The organism is Pseudomonas sp. 5Vm1k, from assembly GCF_056161485.1.
In genome coordinates, this window is sequence record NZ_JBSPCZ010000001.1 from 594,936 (window position 1) to 617,560 (window position 22,625).

Here is a 22,625-nt window from a genome sequence, read left to right on the forward strand (position 1 = left end):
TTATGCCGAATGTGCATAGGCCAGCGCTTAACAGCATTGGCCCAAAATTCTCCACAAGCCTAGCATTCACAGCGTTCCGGCACAGACCGGGTCCATATCGAGATGATTTCTATCATGTCCTCCGCTGCATCTTTCCGCACAGAAAAAGACCTGCTTGGCGTACTCGAAGTACCCGCTCAAGCGTATTACGGCATCCAGACCCTGCGAGCGGTGAACAACTTCCGTCTCTCCGGCGTTCCGATTTCGCATTACCCGAAGCTGGTTGTCGGCCTGGCCATGGTTAAACAAGCCGCTGCTGACGCCAACCGCGAGCTGGGTCATCTGAGCGAAGCCAAGCACGCTGCCATCAGCGAAGCCTGTGCACGACTGATCCGCGGCGATTTCCACGAAGAGTTCGTGGTAGACATGATTCAAGGCGGCGCTGGCACTTCGACCAACATGAATGCCAACGAAGTCATCGCCAACATCGCGCTGGAGGCCATGGGTCACCAGAAAGGCGAATACCAATACCTGCACCCGAACAACGACGTGAACATGGCGCAGTCGACCAACGACGCCTACCCGACGGCGATCCGCCTGGGTCTGTTGTTGGGTCACGACGCGCTGCTGGCCAGCCTCGACAGCCTGATCCAGGCGTTCGCTGTCAAAGGTCAGGAATTCGCTCACGTCCTGAAAATGGGCCGCACCCAACTGCAAGACGCCGTGCCGATGACCCTCGGCCAGGAATTCCGCGCTTTCGCCACTACTCTGGGCGAAGACCTGGCCCGTCTGAAGACGCTGGCCCCGGAACTGCTGACTGAAGTGAACCTGGGCGGCACCGCGATCGGCACCGGCATCAACGCCGACCCGCGTTACCAGCACCTGGCCGTTCAGCGCCTGGCCCTGATCAGCGGTCAACCGCTGGTGCCAGCCGCCGACCTGATCGAAGCCACTTCCGACATGGGCGCCTTCGTGCTGTTCTCCGGCATGCTCAAGCGCACCGCGGTCAAGCTGTCGAAGATCTGCAACGACCTGCGCCTGCTGTCCAGCGGCCCACGCACCGGCATCAATGAAATCAACCTGCCGGCGCGTCAGCCAGGCAGCTCGATCATGCCCGGCAAGGTCAACCCGGTCATCCCGGAAGCGGTTAACCAGGTGGCGTTCCAGATCATCGGCAACGACCTGGCCCTGACCATCGCAGCCGAAGGCGGCCAACTGCAACTGAACGTGATGGAGCCGCTGATCGCGTTCAAGATCTTCGACTCGATCCGCCTGCTGCAACGCGCCATGGACATGCTGCGCGAGCACTGCATCGTCGGCATCACCGCCAACGAAGAGCGCTGCCGCGAACTGGTCGAGCATTCGATCGGCCTGGTCACCGCGCTGAACCCGTACATCGGCTATGAAAACGCCACCCGCATCGCCCGTATCGCCCTCGAAAGCGGCCGCGGCGTGCTGGAACTGGTGCGCGAAGAAGGCTTGCTCGACGACGAAATGCTCGCCGACATCCTGCGCCCGGAAAACATGATTGCTCCGCGTCTGGTCCCGCTGAAGGCTTGATCGAACGTTGCACACGCTCACCAGGTCGAGGGACTAGACACCTCTCACCTTTTGAGGGCTTGGGGATTCACTCTCCAAGCCCTTTTTTTTAACTCTTTTGCGGCAACAACAGAATGCTTGAAAGCTGAGAAATGTGGGAGCGAGCCTGCTCGCGAAAGCGGTGTTACATCCAGCATCGATGTGACTGACACTCCGCATTCGCGAGCAGGCTCGCTCCCACATGAAACAGCTTTCACATAAGCCCGACGCCGGTAACGTCGGGTGTTTCAAAGCTTCGTTTCATCGCTTGCACCACAATCGTGCAGACGGGCAACGCACTGATAGGTATAGTGCCGCCCCTCTTCGCGTGAGCGGTCGTCGGTAACGAGGCCCAAACCCATGCGAAACCCGAACTAATAACAAACCCGCAATCTGGAACCAAGACGAACCTTCGCCTCACTTACCGTGCCCTGCGTGCACCGGTGTAACGCGATGTTTCTATCCCTCCAGCATTTGCTTAAACAAAAAACAGCGAGGAATAATCCATGCTCGAAGTCATCAACGACTTCCTCTCCGGGAAAGTACTGATCGTGCTCATTGTCGGGCTCGGTAGCTACTTCACGATCCGCTCGCGTTTCGTACAATTGCGCCACTTCTTCCATATGTTCGCGGTGTTCCGCGACAGCCTCAAAAGCAGCGCCGGTCAACTCAGTTCGTTCCAGGCCCTGATGCTCAGCCTTGCTGGCCGCGTTGGTGCGGGCAACATCGCCGGTGTCGGCATCGCCGTGACCCTCGGTGGGCCAGGTGCGGTGTTCTGGATGTGGGTGACCGCGCTGGTCGGCATGTCCAGCAGCTTCTTCGAATGTTCCCTCGGCCAGCTCTACAAGCGCTGCGATTCCGACGGCACCTACCGTGGCGGCCCGTCCTATTACATCCAGCACGGTCTGCAGAAACGCTGGTTGGGGATGATCATGGCGTTCCTGCTGCTGATCACCTTCGGCTTCGCCTTCAACGGTCTGCAATCCCACGCCGTGACCCACTCGCTGAAAAACGCCTTCGACCTTGACCCGACGTACACCGGCGCGGCGCTGGCCGTATTGCTGGGCCTGGTGTTCATTGGTGGCATCAAGCGCATCGCCAAGGTCGCTGACCTGCTGGTACCGGTGAAAACCCTGGTGTACATCGGCGTGACCATCTACGTGATCGTGCTGCAATTCGACCACGTGCCAGGCATGTTGATGACCATCGTCAAAAGCGCCTTTGGTCTCGACCAGGCCTTCGGCGGCCTGATCGGCAGCGCCATCGTCATGGGCGTGAAGCGTGGCGTGTTCGCCAACGAAGCCGGCCTGGGCAGTGCGCCAAACGTGGCGGCAGTCGCTTCGGTCGAGCACCCGGTTGCTCAGGGCGTGGTTCAGGCGTTCAGCGTGTTCCTCGACACCTTCGTGATCTGCACCTGCACCGCGTTGCTGATCCTGCTCTCGGGCTTCTACACCCCGGGCTTCGAAGGCGACGGCATTGCCCTGACCCAGAACTCCCTGGCCGCTGTGGTCGGTGACTGGGGCCGCAGCTTCATCTCCGTGGCCCTGTCGTTGTTCGTGTTCACCTCGATCCTCTACAACTACTACCTGGGCGAGAGCAACCTGCGCTTCATGATCGGTGAAAACCGCGCAGCGCTGATCGGCTACCGTGCCCTGGTACTGGTGCTGATCTTCTGGGGTGCCATCGAAAACCTCGGCACAGTGTTCGCCTTCGCCGACATCACCATGACCATGCTGGCCTTCGTGAACCTGATCGCGCTGTTCCTGCTGTTCAAGATCGGCATGCGCATCCTGCGTGACTACGATGACCAGCGCGCTGCCGGCATCAAGACCCCGGTGTTCGATTCGAGCAAGTTCCCGGATCTGGACCTGGACCTGAAAGCCTGGCCTGCCAACCCGCCAGCTGCCGCCACCAAGGCTGAAGCTGAGCCGCAAGGCGTGACCGCAGCGCAACGCTGATCGGTTAAAGTTCGCAATACCATGTAGGAGCGAGCCTGCTCGCGAAAGCGGTTGCCCAGTCAACATTGATGTTGAATGTGCTGGCCCTTTCGCGAGCAGGCTCGCTCCCACAGGAACTCATTGTTCTCGGAGAGTCTCCATGAATTCCTCGACCTACCCTGCCGCCCAGCACGTCATGGTGCTCTACACCGGCGGCACCATCGGCATGCAAGCCAGCGCCAATGGCCTGGCCCCGGCGTCCGGTTTCGAAGCGCGGATGCGCGACTACCTGCACAGCCAGCCTGAACTCGTAGTGCCGCAGTGGCGCTTTCGCGAGATGAGCCCGCTGATCGACAGCGCCAACATGACCCCGAACTACTGGCAGCAATTGCGCGAAGCGGTGGTCGACGCGGTTGATGTCCAGGGCTGCGACAGCGTGCTGATCCTGCACGGCACCGACACCCTGGCCTACAGTGCGGCGGCCATGAGCTTTCAATTGCTCGGTCTGCATGCCCGCGTCTGCTTTACCGGCTCGATGCTACCGGCCGGCGTGACTGACAGTGACGCCTGGGAAAACCTCAGCGGCGCGCTGGTTGCTCTCGGCCATGGCTTGGCGCCTGGCGTGCACCTGTACTTCCACGGCGAACTGCTGGACCCGACCCATTGCGCGAAGGTGCGCAGTTTCGGTCGTCATCCGTTCAAGCGTCTGGAGCGTCAGGGTGGAGGCGTGAAAGCAACTTCGCTGCCGGCGCCGCTGACCTACAACCAGCCTAAACAATTGGCGAAAGTCGCTGTACTGCCGCTGTTCCCCGGCATTGGCGCCGAGGTGCTGGATGGCGTTCTGAACAGTGGCATTCAGGGCCTGGTGCTGGAATGCTACGGCAGCGGCACCGGACCGAGCGACAATCCTGAGTTTCTCGCCGCTCTGTCGCGTGCGCGAGACAACGGCGTGGTAGTGGTCGCGGTGACGCAGTGCCATGAAGGCGGCGTCGAGCTGGATATTTACGAGGCGGGCAGTCGCTTGCGCGGTGTCGGCGTGCTTTCGGGCGGCGGAATGACTCGCGAGGCGGCGTTCGGCAAGTTGCATGCGTTGTTGGGTGCCGGGCTTGATCGCGCTGAAGTGCGGCGTCTGGTCGAGCTGGACCTGTGCGGTGAGCTGAGCTGATCCACCGAGCCGGCTCCTGCATTTTTTGCAGGAGTCAGCTGGCCGCGTGGATTACTTCTTGACCTGATAGTCCTGACCCCACACCCGTACCGCGGTGGACGTCTCGATCGGTCCTTCAAAAATGAATTTCTGCCGCACCGCTGCTTTCGGCGGCACGGTGACCTGATCAGGGTTTTCCAGACTGGTCGTCAGCCCATTGGCGTAACCGTCCTGATCAATCGCCAGCAAGGCGCCGGTCTGCTTGAGGTTGATCAAGCGCAATTGGCTGTCGCTGCTGTTCTTGAAGCCCAAGGTCACATTGAAGGTGTCGCCGGCAGCTTCGGTCTTGAGTACCTGAACATCGATGCGGTCCTTCATTTGCTCACGCGAGGAAACGATCGAAGCACCGTCAACGCCCTGCGCCGACTGACGCCCATCGAGCACCCCTTCACTGACCCCGCCCAACAGGTTCTTGCCGGCTGAAATCGCCGAGGAGACCGCAGCCTTGGCCGAGTCCTTGATGCTGCTGTCGTTAGCCGGCTCGCCCTCGGCGAAGCACAGCGAGCTGAGCAACAAACTGGAAGCAAGGAGAATGCAACGCGTTGGAGTGAATGTCATACCTAGTCCTTTATGGTTTTTTGCGACACCACCCGGAGGGTGAATGGCAGGCAGGTTGCACCAAACGGCAATCATCGGCAAGCCGGCGCCAGCCGCAGCGGCATGCAACTTGCTCCCTTCAAGCAGACCTCATGAACGGACGCGAGCATGCTCCACTCCCACCTCACCACCCTCAACGCCGTCTCACTGGTGCTCAATACCTTCAAGGCTGAAGGCTTGTCCAGCGAGGCATTGTTGGCCGGCAGCGGCATCAGCGCCGCGGATCTGAACCGGGCGGACACGCGCATTACCACTAATCAAGAGATGCAGGTCTGCGCCAACGCGGTCGCGCTCAAGCGTGACATTGGCCTGGAGCTGGGCCGGCGAATGCACGTTTCGTCCTACGGCATGCTCGGTTATGCGCTGCTCACCAGTGCCACCTTCGGTGACGCTTTGCGCTTGGCGATACGTTATCCGGCGCTGTTGGGAACACTTTTCGAACTGAGCCTGGAAGACGACGGCGAACGGATCTGGTTCGTCGCTGCCGATTACCGGGAGAACCCGGCACTGGCCGTGTTCAATGCCGAGTTCTGCCTCGTATCGCTGAAAGTCATCTGCGACGACCTGCTCGGCCACCCGTTGCCGCTGCTGGCCGCACGGTTCGAACATGCGGCGCCGGACTATCAGGCAACCTACGCCGAACATTTCGATTGCCCGCTGAGCTTCGAGGCGCGGGACAACGCGTTTGCCTTCGACCGACAGTGGCTCGAACAACCGCTGCCGCTAGCCGATGTGATCACCCATCAGGCGATGGCCGAACGCTGCCGCAAGCAGAACACCGAGTTCACCGGACGTCAGGCGTGGCTGGGGCGGATTCGCCAGTTGCTTAGCGCGCAGTTACATGCGGCGCCGGGGCTTGAGGGGCTGGCGGAACAGATGAAGTGCTCGGCGCGGACGTTGCGCCGGCATCTCAAGGATTTGGGCTGCAGCTATCAAGAGTTGCTGGATGAGCTGCGGTTCGAGCAGGCCAAGCAGATGCTCTGCGAGGATCAATTGCCGATCTATCAAATCGCCGAAGCGCTGGGGTTCAGCGAGACCGCGAGTTTCCGCCACGCGTTTGTGCGCTGGAGTGGCGTGGCGCCCAGCCAGTTCCGGCCCCACTGATATCCCAATGTGGGAGCGGGCTTGCTCGCGAAGACGGTGTGTCAGTTGACATTGATTTGACTGACACTCCGCTTTCGCGAGCAAGCCCGCTCCCACAGGGGTTTGTATTCCATGCCCAAGTCCGGGGCACTCTCGCGCCAATAAGGGGCGAATTTCGGTCAAACCTTTTGGCCATATCGATCCCCTTTTGGCCTTTCCTGCCGTTCTCCCAAACGCCTCGCCCCGCAAGACTGTGTTCAACCGAATCAGCCTGCGGAGAATAAGAAATGCTGACGATCTACTCGGACGACCACCACCTGCACCACGGCCGTTGTGAATTGATGGACGGGCAATTGATGCCCTGCTTCGAAATGCCTTCGCGTGCCGACCACGTTCTACAGCGCGTGCAAGACCGCGACCTCGGTCCGGTGGAAGCGCCGCAGGATTTTGGCCTGGGGCCGATCCAGCGCATTCACGACCGCGACTATCTCGACTTCTTCAAAGGTGCCTGGGCGCGCTGGACCGAGTTCAATACCGACGGTGACTTGCTGCCCTACACCTGGCCGGCGCGGACTCTGCGTCGGATCAAACCCACCAGCCTGCATGGTCAGCTCGGCTATTACAGCTTCGACGGCGGCGCGCCGATCACTGCCGGCACCTGGCAAGCAGCGTACAGCGCCGCGCAAGTGGCGTTGACTGCCCAAGCCGCCATCCAGCGCGGCGCCCGCAGTGCCTTCGCGTTGTGCCGCCCGCCGGGACACCATGCCGCCAGCGATTTGATGGGCGGTTATTGCTACCTCAACAACGCCGCCATCGCCGCTCAGGCATTCCTCGATCAGGGCCATAAAAAAGTCGCGATCCTCGACGTCGATTACCACCACGGCAATGGCACCCAGTCGATTTTCTACGAACGCAGCGACGTGCTGTTCACCTCGATCCACGGCCACCCGGAAGCCGAATTCCCGTTCTTCCTCGGCTACGAAGATGAGCTGGGTGAAGGCGCCGGTGAAGGTTTCAACTTCAACTACCCGTTGCCCGCCGGCTCGGGCTGGGATACCTGGAGCGCAGCGCTGGATCAGGCCTGTAAAGAGATCGAGAAGTACGGCGCCGACATCGTCGTCGTGTCCCTGGGCGTCGACACCTTCAAGGACGACCCCATCTCCCAATTCAAGCTCGACAGCCCGGATTACCTGGCCATGGGCGAGCGCATCGCGAAGCTCGGCAAGCCGACGCTGTTCGTGATGGAAGGCGGTTACGCGGTAGAGGAAATCGGCATCAATGCCGTGAACGTTCTCGAAGGTTTTGAAAGCGCCCAATGAGGAATTAGAAGAATGAACAGACTCAAGCGTTTTATCGCTCCAGCGCTATGCGCGACGGTACTTAGCGGTGCCGTTCACGCCGAAGAACGAACGTTGCGCGTCTACAACTGGTTCGACTACATCACCCCCAAAGCCCTCGAAGATTTCAAGGCGCAGAACACCCAGACCAAACTGGTCTACGACATCTTCGACACCAACGAAGCGCTGGAAGCCAAGCTGCTGACCGGCAACTCCGGCTATGACGTGGTGGTGCCGTCCAACGTGTTCCTCGCCAAGCAGATCGAAGCCGGGGTGTTCCAGCCGCTGGACCGCAGCAAACTGCCGAACTGGAACCACCTCGATCCCAAGCTGATGAAGCTGATCGAAGCCAACGACCCGGGCAACAAATTCGCCGTGCCGTACATGTACGGCACCATCCTGATCGGCTTCAACCCGGACAAGGTCAAGGCTGCATTGGGCGCCAACGCGCCGGTGGACAGTTGGGACCTGATCTTCAAGGAAGAGAACATCAGCAAACTCAAGCAGTGCGGCGTCGCCCTGCTCGACTCGCCGTCGGAGATCCTGCCGCTGGCCCTGCAACACCTCGGCCTGGACCCGAACAGTAAAAAACCTGCGGACTACGACAAGGCTGAAGCGCTGCTGATGAAGATCCGGCCGTACGTCACGTACTTCCACTCGTCCAAGTACATGGCCGATATCGCCAACGGTGACATCTGCGTCGCGGTCGGTTATTCCGGCAGCTTCTCCCAGGCCGCCAACCGCGCCAAAGAAGCCAAGAACGGCGTGGTCGTGGATATGCGCCTGCCGAAAGAAGGCGCGCCGATCTGGTTCGACATGCTCGCAATTCCGAAAGGCGCGAAGAACACGGAAGACGCCTACACCTTCATCAACTACCTGCTGCAACCCCAGGTGATTGCGCCGGTCAGCGACTTTGTCGGCTACCCGAACCCGAACAAGGACGCCACGGAACTGGTCGACCCGGCGATCCGCAACAACCCGAACCTGTACCCGACCGAGTCGGCGATGAGCACGCTCTACACCCTGCAACCGCTGCCGCGTGATGCCGAGCGGGCACGGACCCGGGCCTGGACCAAGATCAAGTCGGGGACTTGATCCGTAGAAAACCTGTGGAAGACACAGCACCTGTGGGAGCGGGCTTGCTCGCGAAGACGGTGTGTCAGTCAACGAAAATGTCGACTGACACACCGTCTTCGCGAGCAAGCCCGCTCCCACAAGGATTTCGGTGATTGGCTGATCAGCGACACCAAGCAGAACGCAACCGCATCAACGCCGACTCGATATCAGCCTCCGGCACCGCAGCAAACCCCAGCACCAACCCCGCACGCTGATCCGCTGGCCGGGTCGAATCCGGCAGCCAATAACCACTCAACGCATTGATCTCGACCCCCACCGCTTCCGCTTGCGCCACCAGTTCAGACTCACGCGCCACGCTCTCGACCGAAACCGTCAAATGCAACCCCGCCGCCACACTGGGCAGGTTGCCCACGCCGGGAATGTCTTTCGGCCAACCGGCCAGCAACGTATTACGCCGACTCAGTGCCGCACGACGCATACGCCGAATATGTCGCTGAAAATGCCCGGCGGCGATGAACTCGGCCATCACGGCCTGAGTACTGACTTCCGAGTGCCGCACATCCACCGCACGCCGACGGGAAAACGCATCCACCAAACCCGGCGGCAATACCAGATAACCCAGGCGCAACGCCGGAAACGCCACTTTGCCAAACGTCCCGACATACAACACCCGCCCCTGCCGATCCAGTGCCGCCAACGGTGCCAACGGCGCGCCGCTGTAGCGGTACTCGCCGTCGTAGTCGTCTTCGACAATCCAGCCTTGGGTGCGCTCGGCCCACGCCAACAATTCCAGGCGCCGGGCCAGGCTCATGATCACCCCGGTCGGGTACTGATGAGATGGCGTGACGTAGGCCAGTCGGCAATCCTCCAGCCCTTCCAGCTCGGCGCAATTGATCCCCTCGCTGTCCACCGATACGCCGTGCAATTTGCCACCGGCCACCGCAAAGGCATGACCCGCCGCGCGATACCCCGGATTCTCGATCGCCACGCCATCGCCCGGCTCCACCAGCAGCTGTGCACAAAGGCTAATTCCCTGTTGCGCGCCACTGGTGATCACAATTTGCTCAGCCGTGCACTGCATACCCCGGGAACTGCGCAAATACGCGGCAATCATTCCGCGCAATCTTTCATCGCCCGCCGGGTCGCCATAACACAACTGCTGCAAATCCGGTTTGCGCCAGAAAGCCGCATTCAGCTTGGCCCAAACCTCGAACGGAAACAGATCGAACGCCGGCACGCCCACCCGAAAAGCCTTCGGCGGACCACTCGGCGGCAGGGCCAAATGGTTCTTTTCAACCCGCTCCAACGCACCGCTGTGGATAACTTTACTGGATGGAATCACAGGTAAATCCAGCCAATTTGTGGATAAGGCTGTGGGTAACCCTGTTGACAACCCTGTGGATACTTTTGTGGATAGTTTTTTGGCCGGTATCGCGGTTTGCGGCAATTGCGCGACGTATGTGCCGTCGCCAACCCGACCTTCGATAAAGCCTTCGGCATACAGCTGATCGTAGGCGCGGACCACGCTGTTACGGGAAATCGACAGCGCCGCCGCCAAGTCGCGACTGGCCGGTAATCGCGTGCCGCTGGCCAGTCGGCCGTCGAGTACGCGCACCCGCAACGCCTGATAGAGCTGACGACTCAACCCCTGGCGCGGATCGAGTTCGATGCCGGCCGGGTTGAAGGACAAGGAAAGCGGCGCATCCTTCATAACAATGGACCTATGAAATTGGTCTTGAATGGCTCTTACAACAGACCAATAGCCTGCCTAGGATGAAGCCATTCGCCAAGGGAAATTTCCATGTACACGCCAAGCAGCTTTGCCATCGACGATTTGCAGGACCTGCATCAGCAGATACTCGCTACCCGCCTCGCCGTGCTGGTCACCCATGGAGAGCAAGGCCTGCAAGCCAGCCATATCCCGTTGCTACTGGATGCCGAACAAGGCCCCAATGGCACTCTTTACGGACACTTGGCCAAGGCCAACCCGCAATGGAAGGAATTGCAAAACGGCGCCGAGGCGCTGGTGATTTTTGCCGGTGCTGACGCTTACGTGAGCCCAGGGTTCTACCCGGCCAAAACCGAGCACGGCAAAGTCGTGCCGACCTGGAACTACGTTGCTGTGCACGCTTATGGCGTGGCTGAAGTCTTCACCGACGCCGATCGCCTGCTCAATCTGGTCAGCGCCCTCACCGATCGCCACGAAGCGGATCGTACTCAGCCATGGAAAGTCGCTGACGCCCCCGCCGACTACATCGACGGCATGCTCAGGGCCATCGTCGGTTTTGCCCTGCCGATCGAGCGACTGGAAGGCAAACGCAAGCTGAGCCAGAACCGCAGCGCCGCAGACATCGCCGGTGTGCGCGAAGGGCTGGCCGCCAGCCCCGACGCGCAAGACCAGGCCCTCGCCCACTTGATGCGTTAAGGAATGAACATGAGTCAGATCGAGATCCGCCAGGTCAGCGCCGACGACCACGCCGCATGGTTGCCGTTGTGGCAAGCCTACCTGCGCTTCTACAACACCGAGCTACCCGAAGCCGTGAGTCAAAGCACCTGGCAACGCCTGCTCGACCCGAATGAAACCACCCACTCGGCCCTGGCCTGGGCCGATGGCAAAGCGGTGGGCATGGTCAACTTCATCTACCATCGCTCGAACTGGAGCATCGAAAACTCCTGCTACCTGCAAGACTTGCTGGTAGAGCCGCAAACCCGTGGCACCGGCGTCGGTCGCAAGCTGATCGAGTTCGTCTACGCCACCGCCAAGGCGGACGGTTGCTGCAAGGTTCACTGGCTGACCCACGAAACCAACGCCACCGCGATCCAGCTCTACGAGCGCATCGCCGAACGCCCCGGTTTCATCCAGTTTCGCAAAGCCCTTTAAGGTTCAAGGAGAACAACAATGTCGACTTCACTCGCGGACTGGAAAGGCGCCCCGGCCCCCACGGTCCAACTGATCGAAGGGCGCTTTATTCGCCTGGAAAAACTCGACCCGGCGCGTCACGCCGAGGGTTTGTTCAAAGCCCTGCAAGGCCCCGGCGCCGACCCGAAACTCTGGGATTACTTGCCTTACGGCCCGTTCCCGGAGCGCAGCGTGTTCAACGATTGGCTGAACAACCACGCGGCCAACAGCGACCCGTACTTCTTCGCAGTGATCGATCGTGCCAGCGGTGATGTGCAGGGCATCCTCAGCCTGATGTCGATCGTCCCGGCCCAGGGCCGAATCGAAATCGGCCACGTCACTTTCGGCGCACCTATGCAGCGTTCGCCGAAAAGCACCGAGGCGGTTTACCTGCTGGCCAAAGAGTCGTTCGCCATGGGCTACCGGCGTCTGGAGTGGAAGTGCAACAACGGCAACGCCCGCTCCAAATATGCGGCTGAGCGTTTGGGCTTCAGTTTTGAAGGGGTGTTCCGCCAGCACATGGTCGTGAAGGGACAGAACCGCGATACGGCGTGGTATTCGATTCTGGATTCGGAATGGCCGGCGATTGGGGCGGGGTTTGAGCAGTGGCTTTCTGATGAAAACCAGACCGATTCGGGGCAGGTGAAAACGTTGGCTGAGTGCCGCGGGTAAATTAGCGGCGCCTGGACGGACGCCTTCGCGAGCAAGCTCGCTCCCACATTGGATAGCGGGTGATCACAATTTTGTGGTCAACCCAAAACCCTGTGGGAGCGAGCTTGCTCGCGATGGGCTTCACACGAGTTTTTGAGCCAGCACCGCAATATGCTCCGGCCCAATCCCGCAGCACCCGCCCAAATGACTGGCCCCACGCTTCTGCCAATCTGCCGCCCAATGCAGGTAACCCGGCGGATCGAGATCCTCGCGCAACGGGTCGAGCCCGTCGTTGGCCGTGGCCTCTTTCGGCTGCGGCGGGAAGGCATTGGCGTACGCGCCGATGTGAATACTCACACCCAATCGCTCGAACGTTGCCCGCGCCGCATCGATGGCCGCGCCGATCACTTCTGGCTGGCTGCAGTTGAACAGCAAGGTCTCGACGCCCAGCTCTGCCGCCACTGCCGCCGCTTCAGCCACCGGCTCACCAGAACGCAAACGCGGCACGTCGTCGGTGTCTTCATCCTTCAAGGTAAACGACAGCCAGAACGGCTTGCCATCCTTCGGCAGACCGGCGTGGATCGCCCGCGCCTCGACGATTGAGCTCTGGGTTTCCGCCAGCCACAGGTCAACGTGCGGCGCGAGGCCTTTCACCAGTGGTGTCAGCAATTCTGTCACCCGCGCAGCGTCGAACAAGTCCGGTCGGTAGGAACCAAACAGCGGCGGCAACGAGCCGGCCACACGCACCGGTTTGCCTGCCGCGTCCACCGCGCGCCGCGCCAGTTCACCGGCCAGTGCTGCCAGGGCCTGACCCTCTGCGGCAAAACGCTCCTCGCCAATATGAAACGGCACCACCGCATAACTGTTGCTGGTGATGACGTTGGCACCGCTTTCGATATAAGCCGCGTGCACCGCTTCTACCGCTTGCGGCGCCTCGCTCAAGGCCAAGGCCGACCACTCGGGCTGCCTGAACGGCGCCCTTCGGCGTTGCAGCTCACGGCCCATGCCGCCGTCCAGAATCACTGTGCTTCCTGCGCCCATATGCTTTTCACTCATATGCTTATGAAAATAACTCACTACCAGAGTCGTTCTTATAACTATTTAATACGTAACATATGGTTAATAACAACCACTTTTTTATCAGGGATCGACTGTGAAATTCCAACCGCTATTGGCCCTGGGCCTGACGATTTTGGCTGCCTCGACACAAGCCTTCGGCGGCGCCACGCTGGATCGCGTCGAACAAAAGAAAGAACTGGTGGGCGTGCTGATGGAAAGTTATCCGCCGTTCTCGTTCCTCAACGACCAGAACCAACTCGATGGTTTCGACGTCGATGTGGCCAAAGCCGTGGCCGAGAAACTCGGCGTGAAACTGCGTCTTGAAACCCCGTCATGGGACGTGATTGCCGCTGGCCGCTGGAGCGGTCGTTACGACATCTGCATCTGCTCCATGACCCCGAGCAAGGCCCGCGCCGAAGTGTTCGATTTTCCGGTGGAGTACTACGCTTCGCCGGCGGTGATCGTGGTCAACGCCAAGGATGACCGCATCCACAACGCCAAGGACCTGAGTGGCAAAAAAGTCGGCCTCACCAGCGCCTCCAGCTACGAAAGTTACCTGAACAAAAACCTGGTGATCGAAGGCGCCGAAGACACGCAATTGCAGTACCCGTTCGAGGACGTGCAGATCGCCCCGTATGACACCGATAACGTGGCGTTTCAGGACCTGGGCCTCGGCGCCGGGGTTCGACTGGACGCGATCCTCACCAATCTGGTGACCGCGCAACCGCGCCTGAACGAGGACAAACGCTTCAAACTGGCGGGCGACCCGCTGTACTCCGAGCCGAATTCGGTGGCCATCGAAAAGGGCGATGCACAGTGGGACGGCAAAGTGCGTGAAGTCTTCGCCCAGCTGAAACAGGACGGCACCCTGAGCAAGCTCTCGCAAAAATGGATCGGCGCCGACATCAGCAAATGACTTCTTTCCCGACACCTCCCCAGCCGCCGCAACCGGTGACTGAGTCGCGACTGCAACGGATCTTCGGATTCCGCACGCGGCTGTACCTGACCTGGGCGGCGATGCTTGGCTTGTTCGCCAGTTTCTTCCTGAGCTTCGACCTGAAGTTCTCGATCATCCTCGACAAATTGCCCAACCTCGTCGGCCTGCACCTGGCGCCCAACGGCTTCCTGCAAGGCGCGGCGCTGACGTTGTTTCTCTGCGCCTGCTCGATAATCGCGTCGTCGCTGCTGGGCTTCATCACCGCCCTGGGACGGCTGTCGAAAAGCGCGGTGGCGTTCGGCATTGCGAGTTTCTACGCGTCATTCTTTCGTGGCACACCGCTGCTGATCCAGATTCTGCTGATCTACCTCGGCCTGCCACAACTCGGTGTCGTACCGGGCGCCATCGCCGCCGGGATCATCGCCCTGTCACTGAACTACGGCGCTTACCTGAGCGAAATCTTCCGCGCCGGCATCCTCGGCGTCCCCCACGGCCAACGCGAAGCCTCCCTGGCCCTGGGCATGCGCGAAACCGTAATCTTCTGGCGCGTCACCCTGCCCCAGGCCATGCGCACCATCATCCCGCCAACCACCAACCAATTCATCTCCATGCTCAAGGACTCGTCGCTGATCTCGGTGATGGGGGTTTGGGAAGTGATGTTTCTGGCGCAATCGTATGGGCGCTCGAGCTATCGCTACATCGAGATGCTGACGACCGCGGCGATTATTTATTGGGTGATGTCGATTGGGCTGGAGCTGATTCAGGCGAGGATGGAGCGGCATTACGGCAAGGCGTATTTGAGTCGTAGCTAGGTTGGAATACGACTCCCGGTAGGAGCTGCCGAAGGCTGCGATCTTTTGATCTTGAACGCATTCGCCTTCGGTAATGCCTTGCTACCGACTTAGCTGAAATCCCGTCGAATCCGCACCACGCCCATCTTCAAGCCAAACGGTTTGAACACAGAATTGAGCGACTTCAGCGTCTGATTTCCTTCTCCATGCTCGATATGCACGAGTGTGCGCACAGAGATTTTGCACATCTTCGCGAACTGGGTTTGGTGCAGGCCGGTGACCTCTACCCGTAATCGACGGACTGCTTCGCCTATTTCAAGAGTGCCTTGGGCAAGCCCATCCTGAATGTTTTCTATGAGCACAGTGCGCTCGGCAACGGTCATGCTCATTTCAGATCCCATTCTTTCAAACGCTGTCCCAGATTTTTCAAAGCAATTTGCGGGTGATTCATTGTTGTGTCGGGTAAGCCACTGGCGGTCAAGATGTCCGGGAGTGCCAGCAGGCGTTTGGCATCTTCGCGCAGGCGCTCAAAAGAACCCGGCCAGTCACCCAATGCTGCCAGCGGGTCATTTGGATCAGCGATATCGGCCAATGCCTGGCAAACACCACGCCAATTTACATCCCCCGCCCTCTCCAACTCTCTCGGCCACTTGGTCGTTCTTGTAACGCCTTCTTCGTCCATTACCATCGGTGCCAAATCGTAAATGGGTGCCAAACGAAAAGAGGCCGTGCCACGAATGATTGCGGTGTTTCGCCCGTGGTTATCCGAATTGCCGAGGATTTTATTGATCAGGTCCCGTCGCAGGTAATCAGCAACAAGATCCGGGATTTGATCTGCCTGCCCAGCATCACGCCAAAGTCCCGCAAGCAGCCGGATAACCTCCATGTGGTCCATTGAGCTACCGGGTGTGGTTATTTGAGCCAAAGAGTAGATCGATTCCACGGCAAAACGCTCAACACCCTGAGGGGTTACCTGACGGTCAAAACGCTGCATCCACAAGCTGGGTTTGGTAGCTTCCTCCAAGGCCAAACCCTGTGCAGCTACCGTGTCGATGCCTAACGTTTGTAATGCTTTGTAGTAGTGGTACTCGCTTCTAAGGATGTCCTGATCGTTCCTGTTTCCTTTATTGCGAGAGAACTTCACAAACCAATGCTGGGCAACGTCTGCGTCGTCCAGTACTGCATCGGGATATAGATTGTCGTCCTTGCCCTGAGCCAGCAAAAGCTTCGGTGCCTCGCCACCGGCGCCCGTTGCCCCGCCAATTGCAGCGCCCTGCTCATAGGCATATTCAAGAAACCGGTTATCACGACTGATGACATCCTGGCGTTTAAACCCTATTGGCTCACGCTGATCTAGTGCTTCAGCGGATTCCTTTATGCGCATATTGCCAATCGGTGCTGGGGTGCTTTGGGCCAGTAAGTAAAGATCGGCACTGATTTCTGCAGGCTTGTCCTGACCTATGCGTGCCAGCAGAAATTTCTTGGCGGCACCAGCAGGGGCAATGTCATGTACAAATGCTGGGGCATTGGATCGCTTACCCTCCCAGTCCAACGGAAACCTAGCGCTCACTGCCTTGGCAAAAGGTGATCCAAGGTCCTCAATATTCTCAACGAGGTAGGGAGTTTCGTAGCCGAAGTTACATCGACTTTCGAAACCTTTTTCAGGACTATCGAAGCTTAAGACCATGGCGTCGTGCCATTTTCCTGCCCTGAATATCTGTAAAGTCAGGTTGTACATTCCACCACCTGCATTTAAATGCATTTCTTGAGAGCTTTTTTAAACCACACATGCAATATAGTGCAATTTATTGGCTTGGGCAGATCTAAATACGCATTAAAATGCAGATACAAGGCCATTCATTGCCAAGAAAACGCAAAACAATGCAGATTTAAATGCGATACATACATCATTCTGTAAAAACCCTCCGCTATACCAGACGGCCCGCTTATAACAAAAAGGCTGTCCACCCATGCCCTTCTCGCCCCAGCGTCTCGCCCTGACCATCGCCCTGCTGATCAGCACCTCCGCCGCCCACGCTAAAACCGTACAGATCGACACCGCCACCACCGCCGCGCAAACCCTGGGTGGCAGCGACACGTTGACGATCTCGGCGCCGGGCAGCATTACCAACAGCGGCAAGGCCGTGACCCTGAAAGACAGCACCAGCGGCGCCGGTGTGGTGATCGATAACGCGGGCAAGATCGTTTCCACCGGTGGCCGGGCGATCGACAGCAGCGGCAATCTGACCCAGGCGCGCAACTACAGCCTCTATAACCGCAGCGGCGGGCAGATCCTCGGGTTCAACGACGCGTTGCGCATCGACAGCAACTTCGCCAGCGGCAGTTTGCTGATCGATAACAGCGGCATCATTCGCTCCACGACCGGCCAGGGGCTGGACCTGGATGCCTTGCGCAGCGACGGCGTCAAAACCACGATCATCAACCGCGCGGGCGGGCTGATTCGTGGGGACGCCAGCGACGGCATGAAGACCGGGGCCAATGCGACCATCACCAACTATGGCGAGATTTCGACGGGCGATTCTCACAACGCCGACCAGAAGTTCGATGGCATCGACATTGATACCGCAACCGGCGTGACGGTGACCAACTACGGCACCATTTCCGGCGGACGCCACGGCATCACCACCGACCTTGGCGCCACGCTGGTCAACTACGGGCAGATCACCGGCCGTAACGGTTCGGGCTTCGGCTCCGATGGCGACGGCACCGTGATCAACCACGGCACGATCACCGGCGCCTACTCGGGGCTGCAACCCAACGGTGACGGCGATGGCGTGGACATCGACAACATCGCCCACATCGAAAACTACGGCACCATTCAGGGCGTCGGCGCGGGTGGCGTGGACAAGGGTGGTTTCGCCAACGGCAGCGAAGGTATCGCGTTGGGCGGCGGCACTATTTTGAACGCCAAAGGTGCGCTGATCAGCGGCGCCAACAGAGCAATCCTGGTCGACGACGGCAGCGGCGGTTCGGGTGTGGCAGCGACTACGCTGGAAAACTACGGCACCATCCAGGGCCTCGACGGCTTCGGTGTGAAATTCGTCGGGGAATTCGCCGACAGCGTGATCAACGGCGGCACAATCAGCGGCAGCAACGGCCTGGCCCTGGATCTGGGCGGCGGCAACGACAGCCTGACCTTGCGCAACGGCAGCCGCTTCGTTGGCGTGGTCGATGGCGGGACCGGTTACGACCGGGTGGTGATGGACGATGTGGCGGGCGGCAGTTTTGGCGCCAGTCGCAATTTCGAATGGCTGGAGGTCAAGCAAGGCGCCTGGACGCTGACCGGCAGCGGTGATTTCAGTGACGGCGGCGCGGTGCGCAACGGTGCGACGCTTATCAACCAGGGCGGGATTGCCGGCACGCTCACGGTGGACCAGGGCGGTGTGTATGCCGGCGGTGGTTCGGTGGGCAATTTGTTGGTCAACGGTACGATGCAAACCAACACGCAACTCGGCACCGCGGCCGTCGTTCACGATTTGACCTTCGGCAGCGGCGGCACCCTGGCCTATGGTGTCAACGCCGACGGCACCAGCGCGCCAGTGATGGTCGGTGGCATCGCCAACCTGAATGGCGCGACCCTGGCGGTGAACCCCGGCAGCGGCACCTACCCGTGGCAAAGTCAGTACACCGTGCTGCAAGCCGCGAGCGTCAACGGCACGTTCGGCAAGGTCACCAGTGATTACGCGTTCCTCACGCCAACCCTCGCGTACACCTCGACCCAGGTCGATCTGACCTACACCCGAAACGACATCGCCTTCAACGAATTCGCCGCCACCGGCAACGGCAGCAACGCCGCCAACAGCTTGGCCTCGATCGGCAAAAACAACGCGCTCTACAACGCACTGCTCAACACCACCAACGCCACAGCTGGCGCGGCCATCGAGCAACTGGCCGGCGCGAGCAACGCCAACCTGACCAGTGCCACGCTTGGCGCGAGCAGCCAGATCGGTGGCAGCATGCTGTCGGCGATGCAGCACATGGGCGGCAGTTCAGGTTTGCTGGTGGGCCTCGATCAACGGGATACGCCAGCCCTCGCGTCCACCGGCGTACCGTCCGAAGCGCGCAACCTCAACGACCCGAATGCCCAAGGCCGACTCTGGCTGCAAGCCATCGGCGGCTACGGCAAGCTCGATGGCGAGCACGGCAACAGCGGTCTGGAACAGCGCACCAAAGGCAGCGTGCTCGGTGCCGACTGGGCACTGAATCCGCAATGGCGCCTGGGTGTGCTTGGCGGTTATTCGAAAACCGATCTGGATGCCACCGGCGTCGACGGCAATGTCGAGAGCTGGCACGCCGGCGTCTACGCCCTGCGCCAAAGCGGCCCGTTCGCCCTGCGCCTCGGCGCGGCCTACAGCGGCCACCAAGGGGAAAGCAAACGCACCGTCGCGTTCAATGGTTTCAGTGATCGGCCCAAAGGCGACTACGACGCCGACAGCCAGCAAGCCTTCGCTGAACTGGGTTACGCGATGGGCAGCGGTCGCCTCAGCGCCGAACCCTTCGCTAACCTCGGCTACCAGCGCTACCACCGCGACAGCTACAAGGAAAAGGGCGGCGCCGCTGCCTTGCAGGTCGACGAACAAACCCAGGACAACTTCAGCAGCACCTTCGGCGTACGCCTGGCGCACCTCAGCACCCTGGACAACGGCATGAGCCTGACCCCACGCATGAGTGCGGGCTGGAAGCATACGTATGGCGATGTCAGCAGCTCGACTCGCCAGGCCTTTGTGGTCGGCGGCACCGCGTTCAGCGTCGATGGCAGTTCGCTGGATCGTGACAGCATGGTGCTTGAGGCCGGGCTGGACCTGGGGATTTCAGCGCGGCATTCCGTGGGTGTTGGTTATAGCGGCGAGATCGGGAGTAACAGCCACAATCATGGGTTGATTGGGCAGTGGCAGATGAGTTTCTGAGTTTTCGCCAATCGAAGCTTCCGGGATTGTTGTAGGGAAAGACGCTTGGTAACCGGGTGAAATCGCTCGCGGTCGAAGCTCGATGTTGATTCGGCTACAAGCGGTGTCTCTGCGCCCTTCACAACGCCCGGAAATGCCCGGCATCCTGAAATCGCATCGAATTTTACAGTTTGGCCTCACCCTAAAGAGGCTGAACCCGATGCTCGATCAACACAAATTCCGACCACAGCACCTCGCCTTGGCCATTACGCTGGCCTTGGGATGCGCTGAATTTTCGAACGCTCAAGAGCTGTCCAACAACACCGAACCACCAGTCGACGCCAAGATAATAGAGCGGCAGGAGTCCGAGTTGAGAAGCGATCTGGAGGCTCTTCTTCCGACCTTCATCCAGGTTCACAACGCCGTTCAGAATGTGATCGATTCACCTGAGAGACTTGTGAAAGGAACAGACGCCAACGACCTCATCATCATGAAGAACGGTGGCAGCATCAAAGGCCCGGCTGATGGAGGAGGAGGAGGAATCAACGTCATACACCTTGATGCCTCTGACGGTGGTGTTCTGGGCGAAACAAAAAACATCACCGGCCTGATCAGTCAGCAGGGCTCGTGGACGCTGACCAGTAAGGGCGATTTCAAAGACGGCGTGGTTGTGTTGAATGACGGCATCCTGACCAACGACGGGAAAATCCTCGGCCGTGCGATTGCGGTGGGACAGCTCTTCAACAAAGGCAACATAGATGGCCGCATCGATGTCATGGAAAGCGGCACTTTCGCGGGTTCCGGGACCGTCGGCAGCTTGCAAGTACACGGTCGCGTCGACGTTAATAAATTACACGGCGCCCCACGGGTCAAAGGGGACTTAAGCCTTTCCAAGACAGGTGTATTGGCCTATGAGGTCAATCCCGATGGCAAAGGCCAAACGATCAAGGTCGACGGCACTGCCAGCCTCGGCGGCTCCACGCTGAAAATCGTCGCGATGCCGGGTGAATACCTGCAAAGCAATCGCTACACCATCATCGAAGCCAATGAGGTCGAAGGCAAATTCGGTGAAGTTCTCAATGACCTGGCGTTTATGGCACCGGCGCTTAGGTACAACAAAAAGAGTGTTGGCCTGACCTACGCCCGTAACGATGTGCCTTTTGAGAGCCTTGCCACTTCCGACAACGGACGGGAGTTCGGCAAAAATATCACCGAGCCGCAACGCGTCCCGGAAGCTCAAGTCCCCTCCGACATCGTAAATCCCGTCGTCGCAGACGTGACGCCATCCATTAACACCGACACTCCAGCTTCAGCTCCGGAACCATCTAACTACGTGGGTACTTTCAGCACAGCGCCACAACCAGCCACTGTCGCCGACACTTCCAACGCAGCGCCACAATCAACCACTGTCAAAAATACTTCCGGCACGGTGCCGCAATCATCCACCCCGACCAACTCCGCCATCACTGCCTTGCTTGCCGCTGACCAAGAAACAGCCTCCTACGCCCTCGAGCAACTCGCCGGCTCCAGCAACGCCAACCTCGCCAAAGCCACCCTGAGCAGTGTTGATCCGGTCAACGGAAGCATGCTCTCGGCCATGCATCAGTTGGGCACCGACAACCTCAATCAACGAAACAACTCGCCGCGTCTGGCAGCCGGCAGCGAGGACAATGGCAGAGTCTGGCTGCAAGCACTTGGCCACGGCGGGAAACTGGATCGCGACGTTACCCCCCTGCAACACTCGACCAAAGGCCTGCTACTTGGCGCCGACTGGAGCATTGATGAAGAGTGGCGACTGGGGTTAATGGGCGGCAAATCCCGGACTCAGCTGGACAGCCGCGAACTCGACGGCAACCTCGACAGCTGGCACCTGGGCGCTTATGCGTTGCGTCAAAACGGTCCGATGTCACTTCGTCTCGGCGCGACTTACAGCAGCCACGACGGCAGCACTGCACGCCGGGTAGCGTTCACCGGTTTCAGCGATCGTCCCAAAGGCAGCTACGACTCCAGTACCCAACAAGCCTTCGCCGAAGTGGGATACAACCTGGGACGCGCCAACGTCAGCATCGAACCGTTCGCCAGCCTTGGCTATCAACGCTACCAGCGCGACGGCTATACCGAAAAAGGTGGGGCTGCGGCGCTGAAGGTCCATGAGCAATCCCAAAGCAATGTAAACACCACCGTTGGCCTGCGTCTGACGAAGGTCGACACCCTGGATAACGGCATGCGACTGACGCCGCGATTCAGTGCCGGCTGGAAGCACACGTACGGCGACATCTACACCCACACCCGCCAACGACTGGTCACTGGCGGTAGCAACTACACCGTTTACGGTGCGGAGCTGGATCGCAACAGCCTGCTGGTGGATGCAGGCCTGGATCTTGGGCTTTCGGCCAACCATACCGTGGGCGTCGGCCTCAACGGCGAAATCGGCAGTGATAGCCGCAATCACGGCGTAACAGGGCAGTGGCGGATGGCGTTCTAACCAACCGCTGACACACCGTGGAACCTGTGGGAGCGGGCTTGCTCGCGAAAGCGGTTTGTCAGTCAACATGGATGTCGACTGATACGGCCCCTTCGCGAGCAAGC

At 59.7% G+C, this 22,625-nt stretch carries 18 protein-coding genes; 13 read left to right on the top strand and 5 right to left on the bottom strand.

Annotation, left to right across the window (positions count from 1 at the left end; genetic code table 11):
- Nucleotides 1–114: 114 nt before the first annotated feature.
- The 3 genes from aspA (at nucleotide 115) to ACWIKB_RS02750 (ending at nucleotide 4,659) form a co-directional block, all read left to right on the top strand.
- Nucleotides 115–1,539, top strand: a complete 1,425-nt coding sequence (aspA, locus tag ACWIKB_RS02740) for an aspartate ammonia-lyase (RefSeq protein ID WP_475265212.1) — start codon at nucleotides 115–117, stop codon at nucleotides 1,537–1,539.
- A 524-nt stretch (nucleotides 1,540–2,063) separates the two neighbouring features.
- On the top strand, nucleotides 2,064–3,515 hold the full coding sequence (locus ACWIKB_RS02745) for an alanine/glycine:cation symporter family protein (protein ID WP_475265213.1): 1,452 nt from the start codon (nucleotides 2,064–2,066) through the stop codon (nucleotides 3,513–3,515).
- A gap of 139 nt (nucleotides 3,516–3,654) precedes the next feature.
- A complete protein-coding gene (locus tag ACWIKB_RS02750; RefSeq protein WP_475265214.1) occupies nucleotides 3,655–4,659 on the top strand; it encodes an asparaginase in 1,005 nt (334 codons plus the stop codon).
- 51 nt (nucleotides 4,660–4,710) lie between these two features.
- Here the strand turns inward: ACWIKB_RS02750 and ACWIKB_RS02755 are convergent, their stop codons facing one another.
- A complete protein-coding gene (locus ACWIKB_RS02755) occupies nucleotides 4,711–5,256 on the bottom strand; it encodes a hypothetical protein (RefSeq protein ID WP_475265215.1) in 546 nt (181 codons plus the stop codon).
- A 147-nt stretch (nucleotides 5,257–5,403) separates the two neighbouring features.
- On the opposite strand from ACWIKB_RS02755, the gene ACWIKB_RS02760 reads away from it, so the two are divergent.
- From ACWIKB_RS02760 to ACWIKB_RS02770, 3 genes are all read left to right on the top strand, one after another.
- A complete protein-coding gene (locus ACWIKB_RS02760) occupies nucleotides 5,404–6,399 on the top strand; it encodes an AraC family transcriptional regulator (protein WP_475265216.1) in 996 nt (331 codons plus the stop codon).
- 266 nt (nucleotides 6,400–6,665) lie between these two features.
- The gene (locus ACWIKB_RS02765) at nucleotides 6,666–7,697 is read left to right on the top strand and encodes a histone deacetylase family protein (protein ID WP_475265217.1); all 1,032 of its coding nucleotides are present in this window, start codon (nucleotides 6,666–6,668) and stop codon (nucleotides 7,695–7,697) included.
- 12 nt (nucleotides 7,698–7,709) lie between these two features.
- Nucleotides 7,710–8,810 (top strand): polyamine ABC transporter substrate-binding protein, encoded by a 1,101-nt coding sequence (locus ACWIKB_RS02770; RefSeq protein ID WP_475265218.1) that lies wholly within the window; start codon nucleotides 7,710–7,712, stop codon nucleotides 8,808–8,810.
- 142 nt (nucleotides 8,811–8,952) lie between these two features.
- Here ACWIKB_RS02770 and pdxR read toward each other — a convergent pair whose 3' ends face one another.
- On the bottom strand, nucleotides 8,953–10,503 hold the full coding sequence (pdxR, locus tag ACWIKB_RS02775) for a MocR-like pyridoxine biosynthesis transcription factor PdxR (protein WP_475265219.1): 1,551 nt from the start codon (nucleotides 10,501–10,503) through the stop codon (nucleotides 8,953–8,955).
- A 90-nt stretch (nucleotides 10,504–10,593) separates the two neighbouring features.
- Between pdxR and ACWIKB_RS02780 the strand changes: the two genes are divergently transcribed.
- Genes ACWIKB_RS02780 through ACWIKB_RS02790 form a run of 3 tightly spaced genes read left to right on the top strand, consistent with a single transcriptional unit; the run spans nucleotide 10,594 to nucleotide 12,363 of the window.
- Nucleotides 10,594–11,217 (top strand): FMN-binding negative transcriptional regulator, encoded by a 624-nt coding sequence (locus ACWIKB_RS02780; RefSeq protein WP_475265220.1) that lies wholly within the window; start codon nucleotides 10,594–10,596, stop codon nucleotides 11,215–11,217.
- A gap of 9 nt (nucleotides 11,218–11,226) precedes the next feature.
- Nucleotides 11,227–11,673: an N-acetyltransferase family protein gene (locus tag ACWIKB_RS02785; RefSeq protein WP_475265221.1), complete on the top strand. Its 447-nt coding sequence runs from the start codon at nucleotides 11,227–11,229 to the stop codon at nucleotides 11,671–11,673.
- An 18-nt stretch (nucleotides 11,674–11,691) separates the two neighbouring features.
- Nucleotides 11,692–12,363 carry a GNAT family N-acetyltransferase gene (locus ACWIKB_RS02790; RefSeq protein ID WP_475265222.1) on the top strand — a complete coding sequence of 224 codons (672 nt, stop codon included), beginning with the start codon at nucleotides 11,692–11,694 and terminating at the stop codon, nucleotides 12,361–12,363.
- A gap of 120 nt (nucleotides 12,364–12,483) precedes the next feature.
- On the opposite strand, the gene ACWIKB_RS02795 is transcribed toward ACWIKB_RS02790, so the two are convergent.
- Entirely contained in the window at nucleotides 12,484–13,383 is a 900-nt protein-coding gene (locus tag ACWIKB_RS02795) for a homocysteine S-methyltransferase family protein (protein WP_475265223.1), read from the bottom strand.
- Nucleotides 13,384–13,495: 112 nt separating this feature from the next.
- Here ACWIKB_RS02795 and ACWIKB_RS02800 point away from each other — a divergent pair, with 112 nt between their 5' ends.
- Complete coding sequence (locus ACWIKB_RS02800; protein WP_475265224.1) at nucleotides 13,496–14,317, top strand: ABC transporter substrate-binding protein; 822 nt, start codon at nucleotides 13,496–13,498, stop codon at nucleotides 14,315–14,317.
- A complete protein-coding gene (locus ACWIKB_RS02805) occupies nucleotides 14,314–15,150 on the top strand; it encodes an amino acid ABC transporter permease (RefSeq protein WP_475265225.1) in 837 nt (278 codons plus the stop codon). The genes ACWIKB_RS02800 and ACWIKB_RS02805 overlap by 4 nt, the downstream gene beginning before the upstream one ends.
- An 89-nt stretch (nucleotides 15,151–15,239) precedes the next feature.
- On the opposite strand, the gene ACWIKB_RS02810 is transcribed toward ACWIKB_RS02805, so the two are convergent.
- Complete coding sequence (locus tag ACWIKB_RS02810; RefSeq protein WP_475265226.1) at nucleotides 15,240–15,518, bottom strand: helix-turn-helix domain-containing protein; 279 nt, start codon at nucleotides 15,516–15,518, stop codon at nucleotides 15,240–15,242.
- Nucleotides 15,515–16,867, bottom strand: a complete 1,353-nt coding sequence (locus ACWIKB_RS02815) for a HipA domain-containing protein (protein WP_475265227.1) — start codon at nucleotides 16,865–16,867, stop codon at nucleotides 15,515–15,517. Before ACWIKB_RS02815 ends, ACWIKB_RS02810 begins: the two co-directional genes overlap by 4 nt.
- Nucleotides 16,868–17,099: 232 nt before the next feature.
- Between ACWIKB_RS02815 and ACWIKB_RS02820 the strand changes: the two genes are divergently transcribed.
- Nucleotides 17,100–20,057, top strand: coding sequence for an autotransporter outer membrane beta-barrel domain-containing protein (locus ACWIKB_RS02820; RefSeq protein ID WP_475265228.1), 2,958 nt, complete (start codon nucleotides 17,100–17,102; stop codon nucleotides 20,055–20,057).
- A gap of 199 nt (nucleotides 20,058–20,256) precedes the next feature.
- Entirely contained in the window at nucleotides 20,257–22,521 is a 2,265-nt protein-coding gene (locus tag ACWIKB_RS02825; protein ID WP_475265392.1) for an autotransporter outer membrane beta-barrel domain-containing protein, read from the top strand.
- Nucleotides 22,522–22,625 lie beyond the last annotated feature (104 nt).

Bases quoted from the DNA above. Each gene is read 5' to 3' on its own strand.
- aspA (WP_475265212.1), top strand. From the start codon at position 115: ATGTCCTCCGCTGCATCTTTCCGCACAGAAAAAGACCTGCTTGGCGTA.
- ACWIKB_RS02745 (WP_475265213.1), top strand. From the start codon at position 2,064: ATGCTCGAAGTCATCAACGACTTCCTCTCCGGGAAAGTACTGATCGTG.
- ACWIKB_RS02750 (WP_475265214.1), top strand. From the start codon at position 3,655: ATGAATTCCTCGACCTACCCTGCCGCCCAGCACGTCATGGTGCTCTAC.
- ACWIKB_RS02755 (WP_475265215.1), bottom strand. From the start codon at position 5,256: ATGACATTCACTCCAACGCGTTGCATTCTCCTTGCTTCCAGTTTGTTG.
- ACWIKB_RS02760 (WP_475265216.1), top strand. From the start codon at position 5,404: ATGCTCCACTCCCACCTCACCACCCTCAACGCCGTCTCACTGGTGCTC.
- ACWIKB_RS02765 (WP_475265217.1), top strand. From the start codon at position 6,666: ATGCTGACGATCTACTCGGACGACCACCACCTGCACCACGGCCGTTGT.
- ACWIKB_RS02770 (WP_475265218.1), top strand. From the start codon at position 7,710: ATGAACAGACTCAAGCGTTTTATCGCTCCAGCGCTATGCGCGACGGTA.
- pdxR (WP_475265219.1), bottom strand. From the start codon at position 10,503: ATGAAGGATGCGCCGCTTTCCTTGTCCTTCAACCCGGCCGGCATCGAA.
- ACWIKB_RS02780 (WP_475265220.1), top strand. From the start codon at position 10,594: ATGTACACGCCAAGCAGCTTTGCCATCGACGATTTGCAGGACCTGCAT.
- ACWIKB_RS02785 (WP_475265221.1), top strand. From the start codon at position 11,227: ATGAGTCAGATCGAGATCCGCCAGGTCAGCGCCGACGACCACGCCGCA.
- ACWIKB_RS02790 (WP_475265222.1), top strand. From the start codon at position 11,692: ATGTCGACTTCACTCGCGGACTGGAAAGGCGCCCCGGCCCCCACGGTC.
- ACWIKB_RS02795 (WP_475265223.1), bottom strand. From the start codon at position 13,383: ATGGGCGCAGGAAGCACAGTGATTCTGGACGGCGGCATGGGCCGTGAG.
- ACWIKB_RS02805 (WP_475265225.1), top strand. From the start codon at position 14,314: ATGACTTCTTTCCCGACACCTCCCCAGCCGCCGCAACCGGTGACTGAG.
- ACWIKB_RS02810 (WP_475265226.1), bottom strand. From the start codon at position 15,518: ATGAGCATGACCGTTGCCGAGCGCACTGTGCTCATAGAAAACATTCAG.
- ACWIKB_RS02815 (WP_475265227.1), bottom strand. From the start codon at position 16,867: ATGTACAACCTGACTTTACAGATATTCAGGGCAGGAAAATGGCACGAC.
- ACWIKB_RS02820 (WP_475265228.1), top strand. From the start codon at position 17,100: ATGCCCTTCTCGCCCCAGCGTCTCGCCCTGACCATCGCCCTGCTGATC.
- ACWIKB_RS02825 (WP_475265392.1), top strand. From the start codon at position 20,257: ATGCTCGATCAACACAAATTCCGACCACAGCACCTCGCCTTGGCCATT.